The sequence below is a fragment of the Propionivibrio sp. genome, from assembly GCF_047602565.1.
Lineage (GTDB): Bacteria > Pseudomonadota > Gammaproteobacteria > Burkholderiales > Rhodocyclaceae > Propionivibrio.
Genome location: NZ_JASGGX010000001.1, coordinates 4,687,489 through 4,704,694, shown reverse-complemented (window position 1 = coordinate 4,704,694; position 17,206 = coordinate 4,687,489). Strand labels below are relative to the sequence as shown.

The following is a 17,206-nucleotide window of genomic DNA, read 5'->3' as shown; positions in this document are numbered from 1 at the left end:
GCGGAGAAGAAGCGGTCCGACGCTGCCGCCGCTCGTGCCGCTCGACGCGAGGACCGGACCCGTTCCCTCCTCGCCGAGCTCGGACACCCTGGCGATGTTCTCGGGGCACTGAGAGAACTCAAGACCCTCCGCAACTCCTGTAATTAGAACTGTGGATGCCTCATGGCCTCAATCGACGACCTCAAATCCCGCATCGACCTGCACGACCTGGCCGAGAAGCTCGGCCTGAAGCGCGGCGTCGGCAAGCTGGCGAACTACCACTCGCCGGCGCACGACGACAAATCCCCGTCGCTCTCCGTCTTCACGCGCAAAGGCAGCCAGGGCTGGAAGGATCACTCGGCCGCCCGCGGCGGCACCTGCATCGATCTGGTGATGTACGTCGAGGGCTGCGACACCTCGGCCGCGATCAAGCGTCTGCACGAGCTCTACGGCATCCCGTTCGACACGCCGGCGCCGCGCGAGCAGCGCGAGAAGTCCCGCGCCGAGTTCATTGCCGACCGCTGCATGGCCGAGCGCCTCAAGGCCATCGACTATCTCGCCGGCGAGCGCGGCATCCACGAGGACGTCGCGCGCCGCGCCATCGAGAAGGGCGCCGTCGGCTACAACGACTACGTCAGCCCCAAGGTGCCGGCCGGCGAGCACGGCCACGGCGGCCCCGCGGTGGCCTTCGTCGTCAAGACCCTGAACCCCGGCCACGTCGTTGCCGTCGACATGCGCTACCTGAATCCCGCGATCAATGGCGGCACCAAGACCCAGTGCCAGGGCGAGAAACAGGGCTACGGCTGGACCAGCGACATCAAGCGGCTGCTTGCCGCCAAAACGATCTACCTGGTGGAGTCCCCGATCAACGCCCTCTCGATCGAGTGCTGCCACCTGTATGACTCGGCGGCCTTCGCCATCCGCGGCACCGGCAACGCCGGCAACATCGATTTCTCCTGGGCGCGCGGCAAGCAGATGATCATCGTCATGGACAACGACGAGCCCTTCCCCGAGGGCCACGCGCAGGCCGGCTTCCGGCCCGGGCTCAAGGCCGCGTGGCAGCTGCACGAACGCCTGACCGCGATGGACATCTCCGCGCTCCTGGTCGATCAGGAAGAGTGGCAATACAACGACGTCAACGACATCCTCAAGAAGGAGGGGGCCGACGTGCTCAAGCGCCACATGGTCAAGCTCGAACCCTGGCTGATCCCCGGCATGCCGGCCAGCCGCGACGGCGAGCTCTTCGATCGCGCCGTCAAGCGCCGCATCTACCTGCCGTACCACCACGATCTCAAGTACTGGCGCTACCGCGTGCGGCCGGAGTTTACTTCCTACGTGGCCAAGGTCGAGTCGGGCGCCGAAGGCGAAGTGCAGATGGAATACACCGAACTGGCCGGTTTCCGCGTCGCCTCGATCTCGCGCGTCACCATCGCCAGCGCCACCGCGACCATGTCCGGCGACGAGGACAGCCAGGCGCACACCATGTTCGCCGTCAGCGTGCAGACCACCCGCCACGGCGCGCAGCTGCTGCGCAAGGTGGTCGACGACGACAAGCTGCACAACATCGACACCTGGAAGCGCTTCGGCCCGGTCTGGAACCAGGCGCAGTTCCTGCGCATGATCAACATCCTCGAGAACGCCGCCCACCTCGGCGCGCGGCACGCCGCCAACTTCGTCGGGCTGTGCTGGCGCGAGGGCCGCCTGATCGTCAACGAAGGCCCCGACTGCTACTTCACCAACCCGGACCAGCAGTGCCCGTACCACAATCTGACCTTCCCCTCAGGATCGCGCCAGGACGCGAGAAAAGTCATCGAGGCATACCAACATACATTTGAGCGGTCCGCCGCGCTTCTGGCGCTCGTTTGGGGCCTTGGCGGGCATTTGAAGGTTTTGCTCGGTTTCTGGCCCCACATGCAGATGCAGGCGAAGAAGGGCATGGGCAAGTCGACCCTGATCAAGCGCCTCGAACGCAGCATCGGCTTCACCATGTTCTCTGGACAGTCACTGCAGACGGAATTCCGGCTGCTGACATCGATATCGCATACCTCGCATCCGATCGGCTGGGAAGAAATATCGGCGCGACGCCAGGAAATCCTGAATAAGGCAACCGCGTTGCTGCAGGAGAATTACCAGTACACCGTCAATCGCCGCGGCTCGGAAATGACCGAGTTCCTGTTGTCCGCTCCCGTGCTGCTCGCCGGCGAGGACGTCCCCATGCGCGACATTATCGGCAAGCTGGTGCGCACTGAGCTCAAGGTCAAGGGGCCGCTGATGCCGGAGGATCTGCCGCGCTTCCCGGTCCGCGAGTGGCTCGAATTCCTCACCGGCTTCTCGCCGGCGCAGGTCCGCGGGATCTACAGCGCTTTTCGCGCCCAGTGCCTGCGCATGAGCCGCGCCACCGAGGCTGATGAGGGCGCCACGCGCATGGCCGGCAACTACGCCGCCTTGCTCACCGCTTGGCGTCTGTTGTGCGAGTTCGCGGACATCGACGTCAAGCAGGGCAACTTCCCGACCGACCTGGTCGCCGGCATGAACGCCCACATCAACGAGACGAGCGCCGACCGCGAGCCGTGGGTGTGGATCATGGAGACCCTGCTGAACGAGCTGGCCACCAGCAACTTTAAGGCGCCGTATCAGTGGGGCCTGGTGGCGGACCAAGAATGCCTGATCATCCGCACCAGCGACATCATGCACCACCTGTCCAGCACGCCGGCCCTGCGCGAGGCCTGGAACGCCCTGCCGATCAAGAGCGACCGCGTCTTCAAGCGCCAATTGCTGGACGCCGAGGTGATCATCAACGACAGCGTCGAGCGCACCATCGGTATGCGCCGCGTCGCGCACATGGCCGCGATCAGCCTGGCCAGGCTGGCCGACTACAGCCTCTACGCGGCGCCCAACGCCCTGTTCGAAACGGACCTCGCTCCCGCATGAACGCCCCCCGCACCCCCCAAGAGTGTCAGCTGCCGCCCCTAAGCCCTTCGGGCTCTTCAAAGAAAGGCGGGGGGCGGCCAGGGCGTTTTCGCCAAAAGGTTGCCGGGCGGTGTACACCTGACACGTGGATTTCCTGGTCAGCCTCGCCTAAGTCCTTGATTGTGTACAACTATGGCCCCACAGGTTGCATGCAATTTTCCACCTGTCGCAGCGCATATTCCACATGTTTTCCCGTTTTTTCCACATGTCGGTTTTTCGGCCGTCCGTGTCTTTTTCTCTCTATCTCTCTCTATTTAAAGAAGAAAAGAAGAAGAGAAGAGCAGGGAGAAGAGAGACGGGCATCCACGTGTTTTCCAGAGTGCCTATTTTTTAATCCACGTGTTATTCACCCGTTCCACCCCTTTTCCGTGGATACACGTGGAACGTTTTCTGATTGCAAATCATGGAGATAAGCGCAATGGACACCCCCATCCACGCGTCCACCCCTTGTTCTGCGTGTGGTTTACCTGAGGACCTCGAACTCGACCTCGCTGCGCTCCTCGACGAGGACGATATCTGCCCTTGCTGTGACGGCAGCGGCGGCGACCCGCTGACAGATTTTTCCACCCCATGCGAGTACTGCGGCGGCGAAGGGAGGCGGTGGTGGCTGTGATCATCGAGGACTTCCTGACCTTCAAGCAGCGCAACCAGGGCCGCGGCGCCCGCACCGCGGCGGCCTACGGCGACGCGCTGCGCCGCCTGCAGCTCTTCCTCGATGGCCGCGATCTGCTCTCCGCCCAGCCCGACGAGCTCGAGATGTTCTGCGGCCCCTGGCTGCACAAGCAAGGCGTCATGGCCGTCGCGCGCCGGCCGTACATCGCCGCGGTGCGCGAATTCTTCAAGTGGGCGCGCCACACCAAACGCGCCCGCGACAACCCCGCCGCCGGCCTCTCCTACCCGAAGACCGGCCGGAAACTGCCGCGCGTGCTCAGCCTGACCAACGCCGAGCGCCTGATGTGGGCGCCGGATTTCAACACCTTCCGCGGCGTGCGCGACGCCGCGATCCTCTCGGTGCTGATCGGCTGCGGCCTGCGCATCAGCGGCCTGACCGGGCTCAACCAGCGTAATCTCGCCGGCGTCGAGCACCAGGGCCAGGTGCGCATGGTCATCAAGACCCGCGAAAAGGGCGACAAGGAACGCCTGGTGCCCGTGCCGCGTGAAGCCGAGATGGTCCTGCGCCTCTACCTCGAGCACCCCGAGCTCAAGGACATCGACCGCACCCTGCCCGACGGCGACCAGGTCTTGTTCGTCTCGACCGGCAACCGATCAATCCCGCCGCACGAGTACATCGGCGAGGCCCGCCGCATGCACCCCCGATCGATCCGCGACATGATCCGCCAATACGGTAAGGCGGCCGGCGTCCCCGTCGAGCAGTTGCACCCGCACGCCATGCGCCACCTTTTCGGCACCGAGTTAGCCGAGTCCGACGTCGACCTGCTCGTGCGCCAGGACCTCATGGGCCACGAGGACGTCAAGCACACCAAGATCTACACGCACCTCGCCACCCGCAAGAAGCTCGAGGACCTCGATCGAGGCGGCCCGCTGGCCAAGATCAGGACCCCGGTCAGCGAGCTGCTTTCCCGCCTGAACAAGTAGCGCCACTTCCTGGAGGATCCAGCCATGCCCGCGCCCGGGTTCTCATTGCCGCCCACAACGCACTGTGTAGGGGGTAGATGTGGAGAAAGGATAGGGATGAATCCCTTGTGGTATGAGGCGGCGGCGTATGGTCGCACTACATAAGCAAACTCTTATCAAGATCGGGCTAAATCGATAGGCGCCCACAACTGCGCTTTTTGCCATAAAACGAAGTAGAGGCACGCAACCACCGGCATTCACAGGGGGAACAGATGAACGAAAAACGAAGCTCAATCGAGGAAAACGCACAGTTCTCCCTCTTCGAGGAAGGGGTGGGGGCTCGGCAGGCCTGCCCCCCGCCATCCCCCCCGGGGGGTGGGTACCAGGAGACATGCACGGTACTGAAATTTTCGGCGCGCCCGCCCGAAGCAAAAAAAAATGCCGATCCGCGCCTCGACGAGTTGGCGCGAATGGGCATTCAGCGCGTGTGGCTGGAGGTGGCCGAAGCAATCGGCGTTGACGCCTTTCTGACCATGTGGCGCATTCTCGACGCCGAGCCGGCGTCACACCATAAGGAAGGCCGCCTGCAGCTCAATTTGAAGTTGTACCGCTCGTATCTACGCTTCCAGCGAAACCGCTATATCGAGGCGCTGGCCAGAAAGGGGCTCAGGCCCCTCGAAATTCAGTGGCATCTGAACCGGCAACTTCGTGAATCCGTGAGCCTGCGTCACATTTCGCGGATCGCTGACGGGGATAGACTGTGACGATGGGGAAAAAAACAACAGCGATTATCTACGTACGGGTATCGACGGAAAAACAAGCCGACGAAGGGCTGCCTATCGAAAGCCAGATCGAACAGGCGGAGAAAAAAGCTGAGCAGCTCGGCGCCACTGTTCTTCGTATTTTCAAGGACGAGGGGGTTTCAGGAAGAACCTCTCACCGGACATCGTTTCAAGAGGCAATTGCCTTTTGCGAACATTACAAAGTCAATTTTTTTATCGTATGGAATACATCGCGTTTCGCACGGAATAAGATCGACGCCGCGAACTATAAAAAGCAGCTTCGGCTCGGTGGAACCAATGTCGTTTATGTCTCAGGAGACATTGATGCGCAGACAGACGAAGGATGGTTGCTTGAGTCGTTTTTTGAAATTGTCGATGAGCACTACAGCCGGGTAATTTCGAAAGACACGCGGCGCAGCATGATGAAAAACGCGCAGGATGGATTCTTCAATGGTGGCCGTATACCGTTCGGATACAAGACGGTGACCGACGGGAAGAGGAAGCGGCTGGCCATCGACGAGAACGAGGCCCCACTGGTGCGCGAGATATTCAATTCCTACCTGGCTGGTGCTGGCTGCAAAGAACTGTCGTTGCGATTCAATGCCGAAGGTCGCCTGAAACGGGGGGTTCGCTGGAATAAAAACACGCTTGGATTACTTCTGAAAAGCCCTGTTTATGCCGGCTTCTTGGTCTTCAACCGCGTGTCTCACGTGGATCGATTGACCCGCCCCAGACCGGAATGGGTAATGACAAAAAGCCATCCTGAAATTGTTACGGAGGAGGTTTTTATGACCGTCCAGAAGCTCATGGCAAATCGAGCGCCCCGTGAAGGAGGAGGATCTCCTCATAGCCGCTTCGTTTTTAGCGGGCTGCTCCGTTGCGGTTCTTGTGGGGCGGCGATGCAGACTGAAAGCGCGACCGGAAGAAGTGGGGTCTATCGCTATTACAACTGCCGGTCGGCTCTCAAAGGGGTGGGATGTAAAAATCGCAGAATTCCCGCCCAGGCCTTCGACGACTGGATGATTTCCGCGATCTTGGACAAGGTTTTGACGCCCGATAGACTTGCAGAAATCATCAAAGAAATCTATGAACTTCGAGGTGAATGGTATATTGAGCGCGAACGACGGCGAGATGCCTTGGTGTCAGAAATTCGGGATGCTGAGCGACGCCGCAACAATTTGTTCGAGACGCTGGAGCTGCATGGAAAGGCCGCGCCAAACCTGGGTGACCTTACCGATCGTCTGCGTCAATTAAAAAAACAGATCGAAATGGCGGAAAAAAGCCTGACGAAGTTGGAGGAAGAAGTGATTCCTGAGATTGAAATCGACGAGGCACAGATTGCCGAGGCGTCTTCCTTTTTTCGTAACCTGGTGATTTCGTCGGACGATCCAGCCAAACTACGATCCTTTTTCTCCCAGTTCATCGAGAAAATCGTACTCAACGACACGAGTGTGCACGTTGAGTACTTCAGGGAAAAATTAGTGAACCAGAGAGGCTTCTCGGTGGTTCATAGTAAGGAGTGTTGGCTCCCCGACCTGGGCTCGAACCAGGGACCTACGGATTAACAGTCCGGCGCTCTACCGACTGAGCTATCGGGGAACAGCGAAGCGCGCATTTTAGACACTGAGGCCTATCCCGTCAACGTTTTTGCCAACAAAATGGACCCGAATCTCATCTACGTAAAAACCGCCGCGGGCGAAAACGCGATTCAGCAGCGCACCCGCGTCATCCAGCGCAACATCCGCATGGTGCTCATTTTGGTCGACGGACAGTCCTCGGTGGCCGACCTGGCCCGCAAGACCGGAAATCTCCAACTGACCGAGAACGCCCTGGCCGAACTGGAGAAAGGCGGATTCATCGAGCTGAAGGTGGAACAGCACGATTCGCTGTGGGAGGAAAGCAAGCGGGTGGCGCAGGAAATCCGCTCCGCCGCGGTGGAAAAGGTCACCCAGTTTTCAGCGGCCAGGGAAAGCCGCGGAGAATATCCGGATTTCCAGCAGAGCGTGCCCTCGCGCCCGTCCGACGACGCGAAGAATCAGGCCTCGGACATGCCGATTTCCTTGCACTCGATATTCGATGCCAAGGACGCAGCGGAATTCTCAACCTCCCGCTTTTCGCTGCCGCCCGGCCTCGGTACGCTCAAACAGTCCATCCCGGGGGACGAGGTAAGGCAAAACGCCGACAAGCGCCGGCGCGCCGCGAGGAAGGACGATCCTCCGGCCGCCAAGCCCTCCTTCGTCGCGCAATTCAAGTCCATGTGGGCCGGCGCGGATCGCCTGATCGAGGACGAGCCGGTAAAGCTGAAACCCGTCCGGCGCAGGTCGGGCGGAGGCGCGGGTTGGCTGGCGTGGGTGTTTTTCGGCCTGGCGGGAGTGCTCGTTTTAGGTTACGCGGGGATACGGCTGTTTCCTTTCAGCATTTTCGTGCCGCGCGTCGAGACGGCCGTCTCCTCGGCCATCGGTCGCCCGGTCGGCATCCAGGAACTGCGCGTCGACCTCTCCCCCGCACCCGCGCTGGTTCTGGACGGAGTCCGGCTCGGACAAGGCGATGAGGCGATCTCGGTGCGCGAAATTCGCCTGCAGCCCGATCTGGCCAGCCTGTTCTCGGAACGGCAGAGCTTGCGCAAGGTCGTCGTCAGCGGCGCGCAACTGCGGCTCGAACGCATCGCGGGCATGCCGGCCATTTTCGCTTCGCTTTCCGACCCTGAAAAATCCCCGAAGATCGCTTATATCCTGCTCGAACACAGCGACGTCTCGTTCAGCGGCATGACCTTGAAAGATGCGGAAGCGGAAATCCGGCTGGACGGGAAAGGCGCCATGCAGGCCCTGGAGATGCGCGCGGAGGACAAAAGCCTGATCCTGGTTGCCGAACCGGCCGCCGGCGGAATCAACCTGACGGTGGAGGGCTTCGACTGGCGTCCCGGCGCAGACTCGAAGTTCCGTGCCGATTCGCTGAACTTCAAGGGCCGGCTGGAAAAGGACACTCTGACGATCTCCAGCCTGGAAATCCGCGCGCTCGATGGCCTTGTCCGCGGCAACGCCGTCGTTCGCGCTGGCGGCGCGAAGCCGAACCTCTCCGGCAACGTCGCCTTCGAGCGGATCAGCGGGACCGCGCTGGGAGACGTCCTGGGGATCGGCAAGCGGCTGGCCGGCGGCATCGCCGGCAAGATGCGGTTTACGGCGAGAGCGGAAACATGGCCGGCGATCTTCTCGGCGATCGACGGAGAGGGCGAATTCAGCATCCAGCGCGGCAGTCTTTACGGCATCGATCTCGCTGAAGCGGCGCGCCGGGTCTCCGGAACGCCCGTGCAAGGCGGCACGACCGCCTTCGAACAGATGTCCGGCCGGATGCGGCTGGCTCGGGAAAAGAACCAGTTCTACGACCTGAACATCGCTTCGGGATTGATGCAGTCCACCGGTTACGTCGATGTCGCCGGCAAGGGACGGGTAGCCGGCAAGCTGGAGCTGCAGATGAAGGGCAGCGTGAATCAGACGCGCATGCCGGTGCTGGTTTCGGGAACGCTCGACACGCCGGCGGTGCAGGCCGTGGGGCGCCAATAACTAAAACAGGCCCCGATCAGAACGAATTCTTCCACTCCCGGAGGGCGGTGAACACCGCGACGGGATCGCTTTCCATGCTCCCCCTCGCGCGCACGGAGTCGACGATTTGCGGCTCCCGGCAGCGCAGGAAGGGATTGGTGGCTTTTTCGACCGCCAGCGTGGACGGCACGGTTGACATGCCCTTGGCGCGCACCACCGCGACTTCGTCGGCCCGGCGGCGCAACGCGCGGTTTCCCGGCTCGACGGCCAGCGCGAAGCGCAGGTTGGCCTCGGTATATTCGTGCGCGCAATAGACCAGCGTGTCGTCGGGAAGCGCCGCCAGCCGCGCCAGGGATTCGTACATCGAACGCGGCGTGCCCTCGAAGACGCGCCCGCAGCCGCCCGCGAACAAGGTATCCCCGCAGAACAGGCAGCCCTCGCCGTAGTACGCCAGATGCCCGAGCGTATGGCCGGGAACGGCGATGACCTGCAGGTCGACGCCGAGCGGCTCCGGGCGGATGCGTTCCCCGCCCCGCAAGGGTCTCGTCGCGCCTGTGATAGACTCTTGCGCCGGACCGAAAACTTCCGCGGACGGCGAAAACTCCAGCAGACCCGCGACGCCGCCTTGATGGTCGTGGTGGTGATGGGTGATCAGAATCGAAGCCAGCGAAAGGCTTTCCCGCCGCAGAACCTCGAGGACGGGCGCTGCGTCGCCAGGATCGACCACGACCGCCGCCGCGCCTTTGCGCAACAGCCAGATGTAGTTATCCTTGAATGCCGGAATCCGGATCACATCGAACATTGGGCGATTTTGGAAGAATAGCGAGAAATGTCAATACGCGGGATCGAGGACTGGCTTGACACGCCGCAGGGGCGCTACGTCATGTCCTGGGAGCAGGAGAAAATCGATGCCGTGGTCGACGATCTGTTCGGGTACAACGCGCTGCAGCTCGGCCTGCCCCAGCTGAAGCTGCTCGCCTGCAACCGGATACCGCTGCGCCAGATCGCCGGGGAATCGGGCGACGTGGACGTCCTGTGCGACCTCCGGGAACTGCCGTTCGCCGCCAACAGCATCGATCTGGTGGTCATGCCGCACATGCTGGAGTTCCACGACGATCCGCACCAGATACTTCGGGAAGTCGAGCGCATCCTCATCCCCGACGGGCAGCTGGTGCTCACCGGGTTCAACCCGATCTCGCTATGGGGGCTGCGCAAGAAACTGCCGAATTGCCCGCCGGCATTTCCGTTCAACGGCAGCTATCTTTCCGTCCTGCGCCTCAAGGACTGGCTGCAGTTGCTGAATTTCGAGGTCGACCGCGGCAACTTCGGCTGCTATGCCCCGCCGTGCGTGCAGGCGCGGTGGCTCAAACGATGGCATTTCATGGAGGCGGCAGGAGACCGGTGGTGGAGTTTCGCCGGCGGCGTCTACCTGCTGCGCGCCATCAAGCGCGTCCGCGGCATGCGTTTGATCATGCCCGCCTGGAACGCGGCGAAACCCGCGACGAAGGCGCTCCGCCCTCTGATCCATAAAGAAGGAAGCGAAAAACGTGTCCACTGAATCGACCGTGATTATTTTCACCGACGGCGCCTGCCGCGGAAATCCGGGACCCGGCGGCTGGGGCGCGCTGCTCCAGGCGGGAACGACCGAAAAGGAGCTCTGGGGCGGCGAACGGAACACCACGAACAACCGGATGGAGCTCACCGCCGTCATTCGCGCGCTGGAGGCCTTGACGCGCCCCGTCGCCGTGCATATCCACACCGACTCCCAATACGTGCAGAAAGGGATCAGCCAGTGGATTCACAACTGGAAGAGGAACGGCTGGCGAACCGCGGACAAGAAACCGGTCAAGAACGCCGATCTGTGGCAGCGGCTGGACAGCCTGACCGGCGCCCATGAGATCTCCTGGTTCTGGGTCCGGGGGCACGCCGGACATCCCGGCAACGAGCGCGCGGACCGTCTGGCCAACCGGGGCATCGACGAATTGAGCGCGCCGGCGAACTGCAATTGAACACTTTCCGCAAAGGCGAAGCATGCGTCAGATATTTCTCGACACCGAAACGACAGGTCTGGAACACAAGCTGGGGCACCGCGTCATCGAGATCGGCTGCGTCGAAATGGTCAACCGCCGTTTGACCAACCACCATTTCCACCACTACCTGAACCCCGACCGCGACATCGATGCCGGCGCCCTGGCGGTGCACGGCATCAGCCTCGAATTCCTGCAGGACAAGCCGCGTTTCGCGGAGATCGCCGAAGAGTTCCTCGACTTCGTGCGCGGTGCGGAACTGATCATCCACAACGCCTCGTTCGACATCGGCTTCCTGAACGCCGAACTGGCCTTGCTGGACATGGCGCCGATCGAGACCATCTGCCACGGCGTGCTCGATTCGCTGCGCCTGGCGAAAGAGCTGCATCCCGGCAAGAAGAACAACCTCAACGTACTCTGCGAACGCTACGGGATCGACAATTCGAAGCGCACGCTGCACGGCGCGCTGCTGGATGCCGAGATTCTCGCCGAAGTGTACGTGGCCATGACGCGGGGCCAGGAAAGCCTGATCATGGAAATCGACCAGGACAAGGCGAGCGCCCAGGAAACGATCCTGAGCCCGCTGCCCCAGGGCATGCACGAGGAGATCCGGCACGCGCACACGGTCTTGCGGGCGACCGGGCAGGAACTGGCCGAGCACGACCAACTCCTGGCTTCGATTCAGAAGGAAAGCAAGGGAAAGTGTCTGTGGCTGGCCGACACGGCGCCTGCCTGAGCGCGGCCGCCAGGCCGGCGCTCACCCTTCCGATTTGTCGCCGTTGGCGGGGATTTCCACGATGATCGGCGCCGCAGACGCGGCATTCCCGCCATTCGGATTCGCCCCGCCGGCGCCCGGCTGACCTTCTCCCTGCCGCTTGGGACGCCGGTGCTGCCGCTTGAGCATGCGCCCTTCCGGCCGACCCTCGGGCTGCTGCCGCAGGATGTTGCCGTTCTTGTTGCCCTGCGGCTTGTTGTTCCGCTCGGGCCGCCTGCCCTGCCCGATGACGGCGCCCTGGCGCCGGTCCACCTGGCCCTGGCGGTCCTGCGTACGGTCGTAATCGCGATTGCCCGGCGCCGTCCGGATTTCGAGTTCGTTCAACTCGTCCCATTCCGCATCGGTGCGATCGCGCTCCGGAATGGAAAGGAGTTCGCGAATCCGGCGACGCATATCGATTGGTTGCATATCATCCATTTGAATATTATGAACCACAGCCCCTCCCCATACAATAATTCGCGGAAAACTCCGCCCGGCGATGCACGGCCGGAAAAATGAATCCCGAAGCAAACGGCCGGCGCTTCTAACCTATAATTTGCCACTTTTCGGATTCGATGGGTATGTGGTTCAGAAATCTCCAACTATTCCGCCTGCTTGAGCCCGACGCCCTGGCCGTCGAGGCGATCGAGGAGCAGCTTGCGCGCAGTCCCCTCCAGCCCTGCAGCAGCAGCCTGCCGTCGAGTCTCGGCTGGATTCCTCCGTGCGCCGACGGGGCGCTGGTGCATGCGGTCAACCGGCAATGGCTGCTCGCCCTCGGCATCGAGCAAAAGCTCCTGCCGGCATCGGTCGTCAAGCAGCACGTCAAGGATCGGGCGCAGCTCATCGAGGAGAAGGAAGGACGCCGCGTCGGCCGCCGGGAGCTGCGGGACCTCCAGGAAGCGGTCACCCAGGAACTGCTGCCGCGCGCCTTCGTCCGCAAACGCACGACCTACTGCTGGATCGACCCGGTCCACGGCTGGCTGGTGATCGATGCCGCCGCCCCGGCCAAGGCCGACGAGGCGATTGAACTGCTGCACAAGTCGGTGGACAAGCTGTCGATCTCGCCGCTGAAGGTGATGCAGTCGCCCTCCTCGGCGATGACCGGCTGGATCGCCGACGGCGCGGCTCCGGCGGGCTTCTCCATCGATCAGGACATGGAGCTGCGTTCGGCGGAAAACGCGGTCGTGCGCTACGCCAAGCACCCGCTGGACGGGGAGGAAATCCCCGGGCACATCGCGGCCGGCAAGGTGGTGACCCGCCTGGGAATGACCTGGGGAGACAAGATCTCGTTCGTGCTGGACGACAAGCTGCAGCTCAAACGCCTGGGCTTCCTGGACATCCTCAAGGAATCGACGGACGGACAGGCGGAAAACGAGGAAGAACGCTTCGACCTGGATTTCGCGCTGATGACGGGCGAACTCGCCCACCTGCTCGACGACCTGACGGCCGCGCTCGGCGGGGAACAGCCGGCCGCCGCTTGAGGCGGCTCAGTCGAACAGGCCCGGCTGGAGCGGCGCCAGGTTTTCGCGCTTGATGGTGAAGCGCACCGCGACGCCGCGCCGGCCGATGCCTTCCACCACCATGCGCCCGCCGCACGCTTCGGCCACCACGCGCACGTTGTACCCGCCCTTCGCCATCCGGCTGGAACGGCCGACGTAGGTGGCGACAATCCCGATTTGCGGCAGCCAGGCTTTTTTTCGTGCCATTTTCGACGACCAGGCAATAGCGACGCGGCATCATAGCAGCTTCCGGTGCCGCGGGCGCCGTCGGAAATGACTTGCAGGCGCTGAATCCAAGCGGCGCTCCGCGTATATAATCCTTCGCTTCACGCTTTTTTCTCCGGAACATCATGGAAGCAGAACAACTCAATCAGATCGCCAACCGGCTCGTGGACATCGCCCAGCGCGCCACCGAGCTCCGGAGGTATCTTTGACTACGATCAGAAATTCGATCAACTGAGCGCGGTCAACCGCGAACTGGAAGACCCCGCGGTCTGGAACAACGCGGAGCGCGCGCAGGAACTGGCCAAGGAAAAGAAGGCGCTCGAAGGCGTCGTGCTGACCCTGAACCGCGTGGCGGACGGCCTCAAGGACACCGAGGAGCTTTTCGCCATGGCGCGCGACGAGGATGACGACGCGACCCTGCTCGCAGTCGCCGACGACATCGACGGCATCGAAAAGGAGATCGCCGGCCTCGAATTCCGCCGCATGTTCAACAACCCGGCCGACCCGCTCAACTGCTTTCTCGACATCCAGGCCGGCGCCGGCGGGACCGAGGCCCAGGACTGGGCGTCGATGCTCCTGCGCATGTACGTGAAGTACGGCGAGCGCAGGGGCTACGCCGTCGAGGTGCTGGAAGAATCCGAAGGCGACGTGGCCGGCATCAAGACCGCCACCATCAAGCTCTCCGGCGAATACTGCTTCGGCATGCTGCGCTCGGAAACCGGCATCCACCGCCTGGTGCGCAAGTCGCCGTTCGACTCGAACGCCCGCCGGCACACCAGTTTCGCCTCGGTGTTCGTATACCCGGAAATCGACGATTCGTTCGAGATCGAGATCAACCCCGCCGACCTGCGCATCGACACCTACCGCGCCTCGGGCGCGGGCGGCCAGCACATCAACAAGACCGACTCGGCGGTGCGCATCACGCACTTGCCGTCGGGCATCGTCGTGCAGTGCCAGAACGACCGCTCGCAGCACCGCAACCGCGCCGAGGCGATGGCCATGCTGAAATCGCGCCTGTACGAGGCCGAAATGCGCAAGCGCCAGGCCGAACAGCAGAAACTCGAGGATGCCAAGACCGACATCGGCTGGGGCCACCAGATCCGTTCCTACGTGCTGGACCAGTCGCGCATCAAGGATCTGCGCACCAACGTCGAAGTGGGCGACACGCAGCGCGTGCTCGACGGCGACCTCGATCTTTTCATCGCAGCCAGCCTCAAGCAGGGCGTGTAGGCACCGCCGCAGCGAACCAAGAATTCAAACCCATGCAGAGAGACGACATGTCTGACCAGACCCCCATCGCCCCGGAGCAGGACGAAAACCACATCATCGCGGAACGCCGCGCCAAGCTCGCCGAATGGCGCGCCGCCGGCAAGGCCTACCCGAACGATTTCGAGCGCGAAAACATCTCCGGCAAGATCATCGAGCTGTACGACGCGAAGACCGGCGAGGAACTCGAGGCCAATCCGGTCGAAGTCAAGGTGGCCGGCCGCATCATGCTCAAGCGCGTCATGGGCAAGGCGTCGTTCATCACCATCTCGGACGTCGGCGGCCGCATCCAGCTCTACGTCGCGCGCGACAAGGTCGGCGAGGAGACCTACGCCGCCTTCAAGCGCTGGGACATCGGCGACATCGTCGGCGCCGTCGGCACCCTCTTCCGCACCCGCACCAACGAACTGACCGTGCAGTGCGCCGAACTGCGCCTGCTGTCGAAATCGCTGCGCCCGCTGCCGGAAAAATTCCACGGCCTCAGCGACCAGGAGCAGAAGTACCGCCTGCGCCATCTCGACCTGATCATGAACGAGCAGTCGCGCTTCACCTTCATGGCGCGCAGCCGCATCGTGCAGTCGATCCGCAACTACATGTGCAGCCACGGCTTCCTGGAAGTCGAGACGCCGATGATGCATCCGATCCCCGGCGGCGCCTCGGCGCGCCCGTTCAAGACGCACCACAACGCGCTGGACATGGAGCTGTTCCTGCGCATTGCGCCCGAGCTGTACCTCAAGAAGCTGGTCGTCGGCGGCTTCGAGAAGGTGTTCGAACTCAACCGCAACTTCCGCAACGAAGGCATGAGCCCCCGGCACAACCCTGAGTTCACCATGATGGAGTTCTACGAGGCGTACTCGGAATACCACAAGCTGATGGACTTCACCGAGGGCCTGCTGCGCCACTCGGCGCGCGAGGCGCTCGGCACCGAGGTCTTCGTCTATCAGGGCCGCCCGCTCGATCTGTCCAAGCCGTTCGACCGCCTGACCATGGTCCAGGCGATCATGAAGTACCGCCCGCAGTACACGCTGGAACAGCTGACCGACGCCGACTGGCTGCGCCAGAAGCTGGCCGCGATGAAGGCCGAGCTCAAGCCCGGCATGGGCCTCGGCACGCTGCAGCTGCTGATGTTCGAGGAAACCACGGAAGCCGAACTGTGGGACCCGACCTTCATCATCGACTACCCGGCCGAGATCAGCCCGCTGGCGCGCTGCAGCGACGATAATTCCGAGATCACGGAACGCTTCGAGCTGTTCATCGTCGGCCGCGAAATCGCCAACGGCTTCTCCGAGCTGAACGACCCGGAAGACCAGGCGGAGCGTTTCCTGGCGCAGGCCAAGGCCAAGGACGCGGGCGACGAGGAAGCGATGTACTACGACGCCGACTACATTCGCGCCCTGGAATACGGCCTGCCGCCGACCGGCGGCTGCGGCATCGGCATCGACCGCCTGGTCATGCTGCTGACCGATTCGGCCAACATCCGCGACGTCATCCTCTTCCCGCAGATGCGCCCGGAATAGCGGGCGCCGGGATGCGCGGCAGCCGGGCCGCGCGTCCGCTCAGTCGAGGACGAGCATGATCAGCCCGGCGATGCCCAGGCCGACGCCGGCCGGGATGCCGATGCTCTCCAGGTTCGACACGTCGCGGCCGACGACGATTTCGACCGGAATGTCGGTCAGCGCCAGGATGCGGTTCGTCACGGAAGCGGCCAGCAGGCGGTTCAGCGAATCCTTGCGGGCCGTGCTGATCAGGATGCAGTCGCAGCGCAGGTCACGGGCCTTGGTCACGACCGCTTCCGCGGTGTCGCCCGTTTCGACGTGGGCGGCGTAGGGAATCCCGGATTTGTCGAGCAGTTCCCGCGCGGGGCGCAGCGCCTTCTCCGCCTCGCCCTGGCGCCATTGCTCGCGATCCCGCTTGCTCACATGCCGGGCCAGGTAACGCGACATCCTGGGCCGCACGTTCAGCAGATGGATGCTGGTCTGCGGATTTTTCCTGTACTCGCCAAGGGCATGGTGAACGGCGCAAAGGGAATTGGCCGAGCCATCGACAGGTATGAGCAGTCTTCTCACGGCGCCCCCACGGTTTTTGGTGTGCGCCAAGCATACTGCCAATCGGTGGCTGCGATGATCGGAATAAACTGATGGACAGTTCGACGTAAACTGACGACTTGCTCCCGCTAAGCCACTGATAGTTCAGCCAAAAATCGAACCCTCGAACCGACGGCCACGCCCCTTTGGATTCCCGTCCGCCGCAACGCCAAAGTCATAAAGATGCTGGCGCGCCGGCCCGGCTATTTGGCGATGGGCGCTCCCCGCCCCGAGTACTGGTCGCTCATGCGATACACGGCCTCGGTGAAGGGCGCGGTCGGTTTGTCGCGGCAGAAACGCTCGATGAACATCTCCACCGTGCCGCGCGAAACGTCCGAGACCTGCTGTTTCTGATTCGCGTAGTTGTGGCCGCTCAGGAAGCCGCGCGCCCACGACACATATTCCCTGCGCTGATCCGCATCGTCTTTCGATCCGACCCAGGCCTGGCAGGAATTGTCGTCGAACCCCAGCATCCTGGGCTGGGCCGCGGCCATGCCGCTCGCCAT

At 62.7% G+C, this 17,206-nt stretch carries 16 protein-coding genes and 1 tRNA gene; 11 read left to right on the top strand and 6 right to left on the bottom strand.

Translation table 11 applies throughout. The features are described 5' to 3' along the window. Window positions 1-162: 162 nt before the first annotated feature. The 4 genes from QM701_RS22200 (at window position 163) to QM701_RS22185 (ending at window position 6,871) form a co-directional block, all read left to right on the top strand. Entirely contained in the window at window positions 163-2,910 is a 2,748-nt protein-coding gene (locus QM701_RS22200; protein ID WP_415169165.1) for a toprim domain-containing protein, read from the top strand. A gap of 642 nt (window positions 2,911-3,552) precedes the next feature. Next, complete coding sequence (locus QM701_RS22195; RefSeq protein ID WP_415169164.1) at window positions 3,553-4,545, top strand: tyrosine-type recombinase/integrase; 993 nt, start codon at window positions 3,553-3,555, stop codon at window positions 4,543-4,545. 251 nt (window positions 4,546-4,796) lie between these two features. Then, complete coding sequence (locus QM701_RS22190) at window positions 4,797-5,288, top strand: hypothetical protein (protein WP_415169163.1); 492 nt, start codon at window positions 4,797-4,799, stop codon at window positions 5,286-5,288. A gap of 2 nt (window positions 5,289-5,290) precedes the next feature. Continuing rightward, window positions 5,291-6,871, top strand: a complete 1,581-nt coding sequence (locus QM701_RS22185; RefSeq protein ID WP_415169450.1) for a recombinase family protein — start codon at window positions 5,291-5,293, stop codon at window positions 6,869-6,871. Here QM701_RS22185 and QM701_RS22180 read toward each other — a convergent pair. After that, window positions 6,830-6,905, bottom strand: a tRNA-Asn gene (locus QM701_RS22180). The two genes, QM701_RS22185 and QM701_RS22180, sit on opposite strands and share 42 nt — an antisense overlap. Before the next feature lie 59 nt (window positions 6,906-6,964). On the opposite strand from QM701_RS22180, the gene QM701_RS22175 reads away from it, so the two are divergent. Beyond that, on the top strand, window positions 6,965-8,866 hold the full coding sequence (locus QM701_RS22175) for an AsmA-like C-terminal region-containing protein (protein WP_415169162.1): 1,902 nt from the start codon (window positions 6,965-6,967) through the stop codon (window positions 8,864-8,866). 16 nt (window positions 8,867-8,882) lie between these two features. On the opposite strand, the gene gloB is transcribed toward QM701_RS22175, so the two are convergent. After that, a complete protein-coding gene (gloB, locus tag QM701_RS22170) occupies window positions 8,883-9,647 on the bottom strand; it encodes a hydroxyacylglutathione hydrolase (RefSeq protein ID WP_415169161.1) in 765 nt (254 codons plus the stop codon). A 27-nt stretch (window positions 9,648-9,674) separates the two neighbouring features. Here gloB and QM701_RS22165 point away from each other — a divergent pair, with 27 nt between their 5' ends. Genes QM701_RS22165 through dnaQ form a run of 3 tightly spaced genes read left to right on the top strand, consistent with a single transcriptional unit; the run spans window position 9,675 to window position 11,608 of the window. Next, complete coding sequence (locus tag QM701_RS22165; RefSeq protein ID WP_415169160.1) at window positions 9,675-10,403, top strand: class I SAM-dependent methyltransferase; 729 nt, start codon at window positions 9,675-9,677, stop codon at window positions 10,401-10,403. Continuing rightward, the gene (rnhA, locus tag QM701_RS22160; RefSeq protein ID WP_415169159.1) at window positions 10,393-10,854 is read left to right on the top strand and encodes a ribonuclease HI; all 462 of its coding nucleotides are present in this window, start codon (window positions 10,393-10,395) and stop codon (window positions 10,852-10,854) included. The genes QM701_RS22165 and rnhA overlap by 11 nt, the downstream gene beginning before the upstream one ends. Window positions 10,855-10,876: 22 nt before the next feature. Continuing rightward, window positions 10,877-11,608: a DNA polymerase III subunit epsilon gene (dnaQ, locus tag QM701_RS22155; RefSeq protein WP_415169158.1), complete on the top strand. Its 732-nt coding sequence runs from the start codon at window positions 10,877-10,879 to the stop codon at window positions 11,606-11,608. 21 nt (window positions 11,609-11,629) lie between these two features. Here dnaQ and QM701_RS22150 read toward each other — a convergent pair whose 3' ends face one another. Next, the gene (locus QM701_RS22150; RefSeq protein ID WP_415169157.1) at window positions 11,630-12,082 is read right to left on the bottom strand and encodes a hypothetical protein; all 453 of its coding nucleotides are present in this window, start codon (window positions 12,080-12,082) and stop codon (window positions 11,630-11,632) included. Window positions 12,083-12,207: 125 nt separating this feature from the next. Between QM701_RS22150 and QM701_RS22145 the strand changes: the two genes are divergently transcribed. Further along, complete coding sequence (locus QM701_RS22145; protein ID WP_415169156.1) at window positions 12,208-13,107, top strand: recombination-associated protein RdgC; 900 nt, start codon at window positions 12,208-12,210, stop codon at window positions 13,105-13,107. Between the two features lie 6 nt (window positions 13,108-13,113). Here the strand turns inward: QM701_RS22145 and QM701_RS22140 are convergent, their stop codons facing one another. Next, complete coding sequence (locus tag QM701_RS22140) at window positions 13,114-13,332, bottom strand: hypothetical protein (RefSeq protein WP_415169155.1); 219 nt, start codon at window positions 13,330-13,332, stop codon at window positions 13,114-13,116. Between the two features lie 143 nt (window positions 13,333-13,475). Here QM701_RS22140 and prfB point away from each other — a divergent pair. After that, window positions 13,476-14,580, top strand: a protein-coding gene (gene prfB / locus QM701_RS22135; protein ID WP_415169154.1) for a peptide chain release factor 2 whose coding sequence is annotated in 2 segments (ribosomal slippage) — window positions 13,476-13,556 and window positions 13,558-14,580 — 1,104 coding nt in all. Because the reading frame shifts where the segments join, the coding sequence is not laid out codon by codon here. A gap of 47 nt (window positions 14,581-14,627) precedes the next feature. Next, the gene (gene lysS / locus QM701_RS22130) at window positions 14,628-16,133 is read left to right on the top strand and encodes a lysine--tRNA ligase (RefSeq protein WP_415169153.1); all 1,506 of its coding nucleotides are present in this window, start codon (window positions 14,628-14,630) and stop codon (window positions 16,131-16,133) included. 39 nt (window positions 16,134-16,172) lie between these two features. Here lysS and QM701_RS22125 read toward each other — a convergent pair whose 3' ends face one another. Both QM701_RS22125 and QM701_RS22120 read right to left on the bottom strand, forming a co-directional pair. Continuing rightward, window positions 16,173-16,682, bottom strand: coding sequence for a universal stress protein (locus QM701_RS22125; protein WP_415169152.1), 510 nt, complete (start codon window positions 16,680-16,682; stop codon window positions 16,173-16,175). A gap of 221 nt (window positions 16,683-16,903) precedes the next feature. Beyond that, window positions 16,904-17,194 carry a hypothetical protein gene (locus QM701_RS22120; protein ID WP_415169151.1) on the bottom strand — a complete coding sequence of 97 codons (291 nt, stop codon included), beginning with the start codon at window positions 17,192-17,194 and terminating at the stop codon, window positions 16,904-16,906. Between the last annotated feature and the right edge of the window lie 12 nt (window positions 17,195-17,206).

What these genes read in the sequence shown, in the direction of transcription:
- QM701_RS22200 (WP_415169165.1), top strand. Translation starts at nt 163, where the DNA reads ATGGCCTCAATCGACGACCTCAAATCCCGCATCGACCTGCACGACCTG.
- QM701_RS22190 (WP_415169163.1), top strand. Translation starts at nt 4,797, where the DNA reads ATGAACGAAAAACGAAGCTCAATCGAGGAAAACGCACAGTTCTCCCTC.
- QM701_RS22185 (WP_415169450.1), top strand. Translation starts at nt 5,291, where the DNA reads ATGGGGAAAAAAACAACAGCGATTATCTACGTACGGGTATCGACGGAA.
- QM701_RS22175 (WP_415169162.1), top strand. Translation starts at nt 6,965, where the DNA reads ATGGACCCGAATCTCATCTACGTAAAAACCGCCGCGGGCGAAAACGCG.
- gloB (WP_415169161.1), bottom strand. Translation starts at nt 9,647, where the DNA reads ATGTTCGATGTGATCCGGATTCCGGCATTCAAGGATAACTACATCTGG.
- QM701_RS22165 (WP_415169160.1), top strand. Translation starts at nt 9,675, where the DNA reads ATGTCAATACGCGGGATCGAGGACTGGCTTGACACGCCGCAGGGGCGC.
- dnaQ (WP_415169158.1), top strand. Translation starts at nt 10,877, where the DNA reads ATGCGTCAGATATTTCTCGACACCGAAACGACAGGTCTGGAACACAAG.
- QM701_RS22145 (WP_415169156.1), top strand. Translation starts at nt 12,208, where the DNA reads ATGTGGTTCAGAAATCTCCAACTATTCCGCCTGCTTGAGCCCGACGCC.
- QM701_RS22140 (WP_415169155.1), bottom strand. Translation starts at nt 13,332, where the DNA reads ATGGCACGAAAAAAAGCCTGGCTGCCGCAAATCGGGATTGTCGCCACC.
- lysS (WP_415169153.1), top strand. Translation starts at nt 14,628, where the DNA reads ATGTCTGACCAGACCCCCATCGCCCCGGAGCAGGACGAAAACCACATC.
- QM701_RS22120 (WP_415169151.1), bottom strand. Translation starts at nt 17,194, where the DNA reads ATGGCCGCGGCCCAGCCCAGGATGCTGGGGTTCGACGACAATTCCTGC.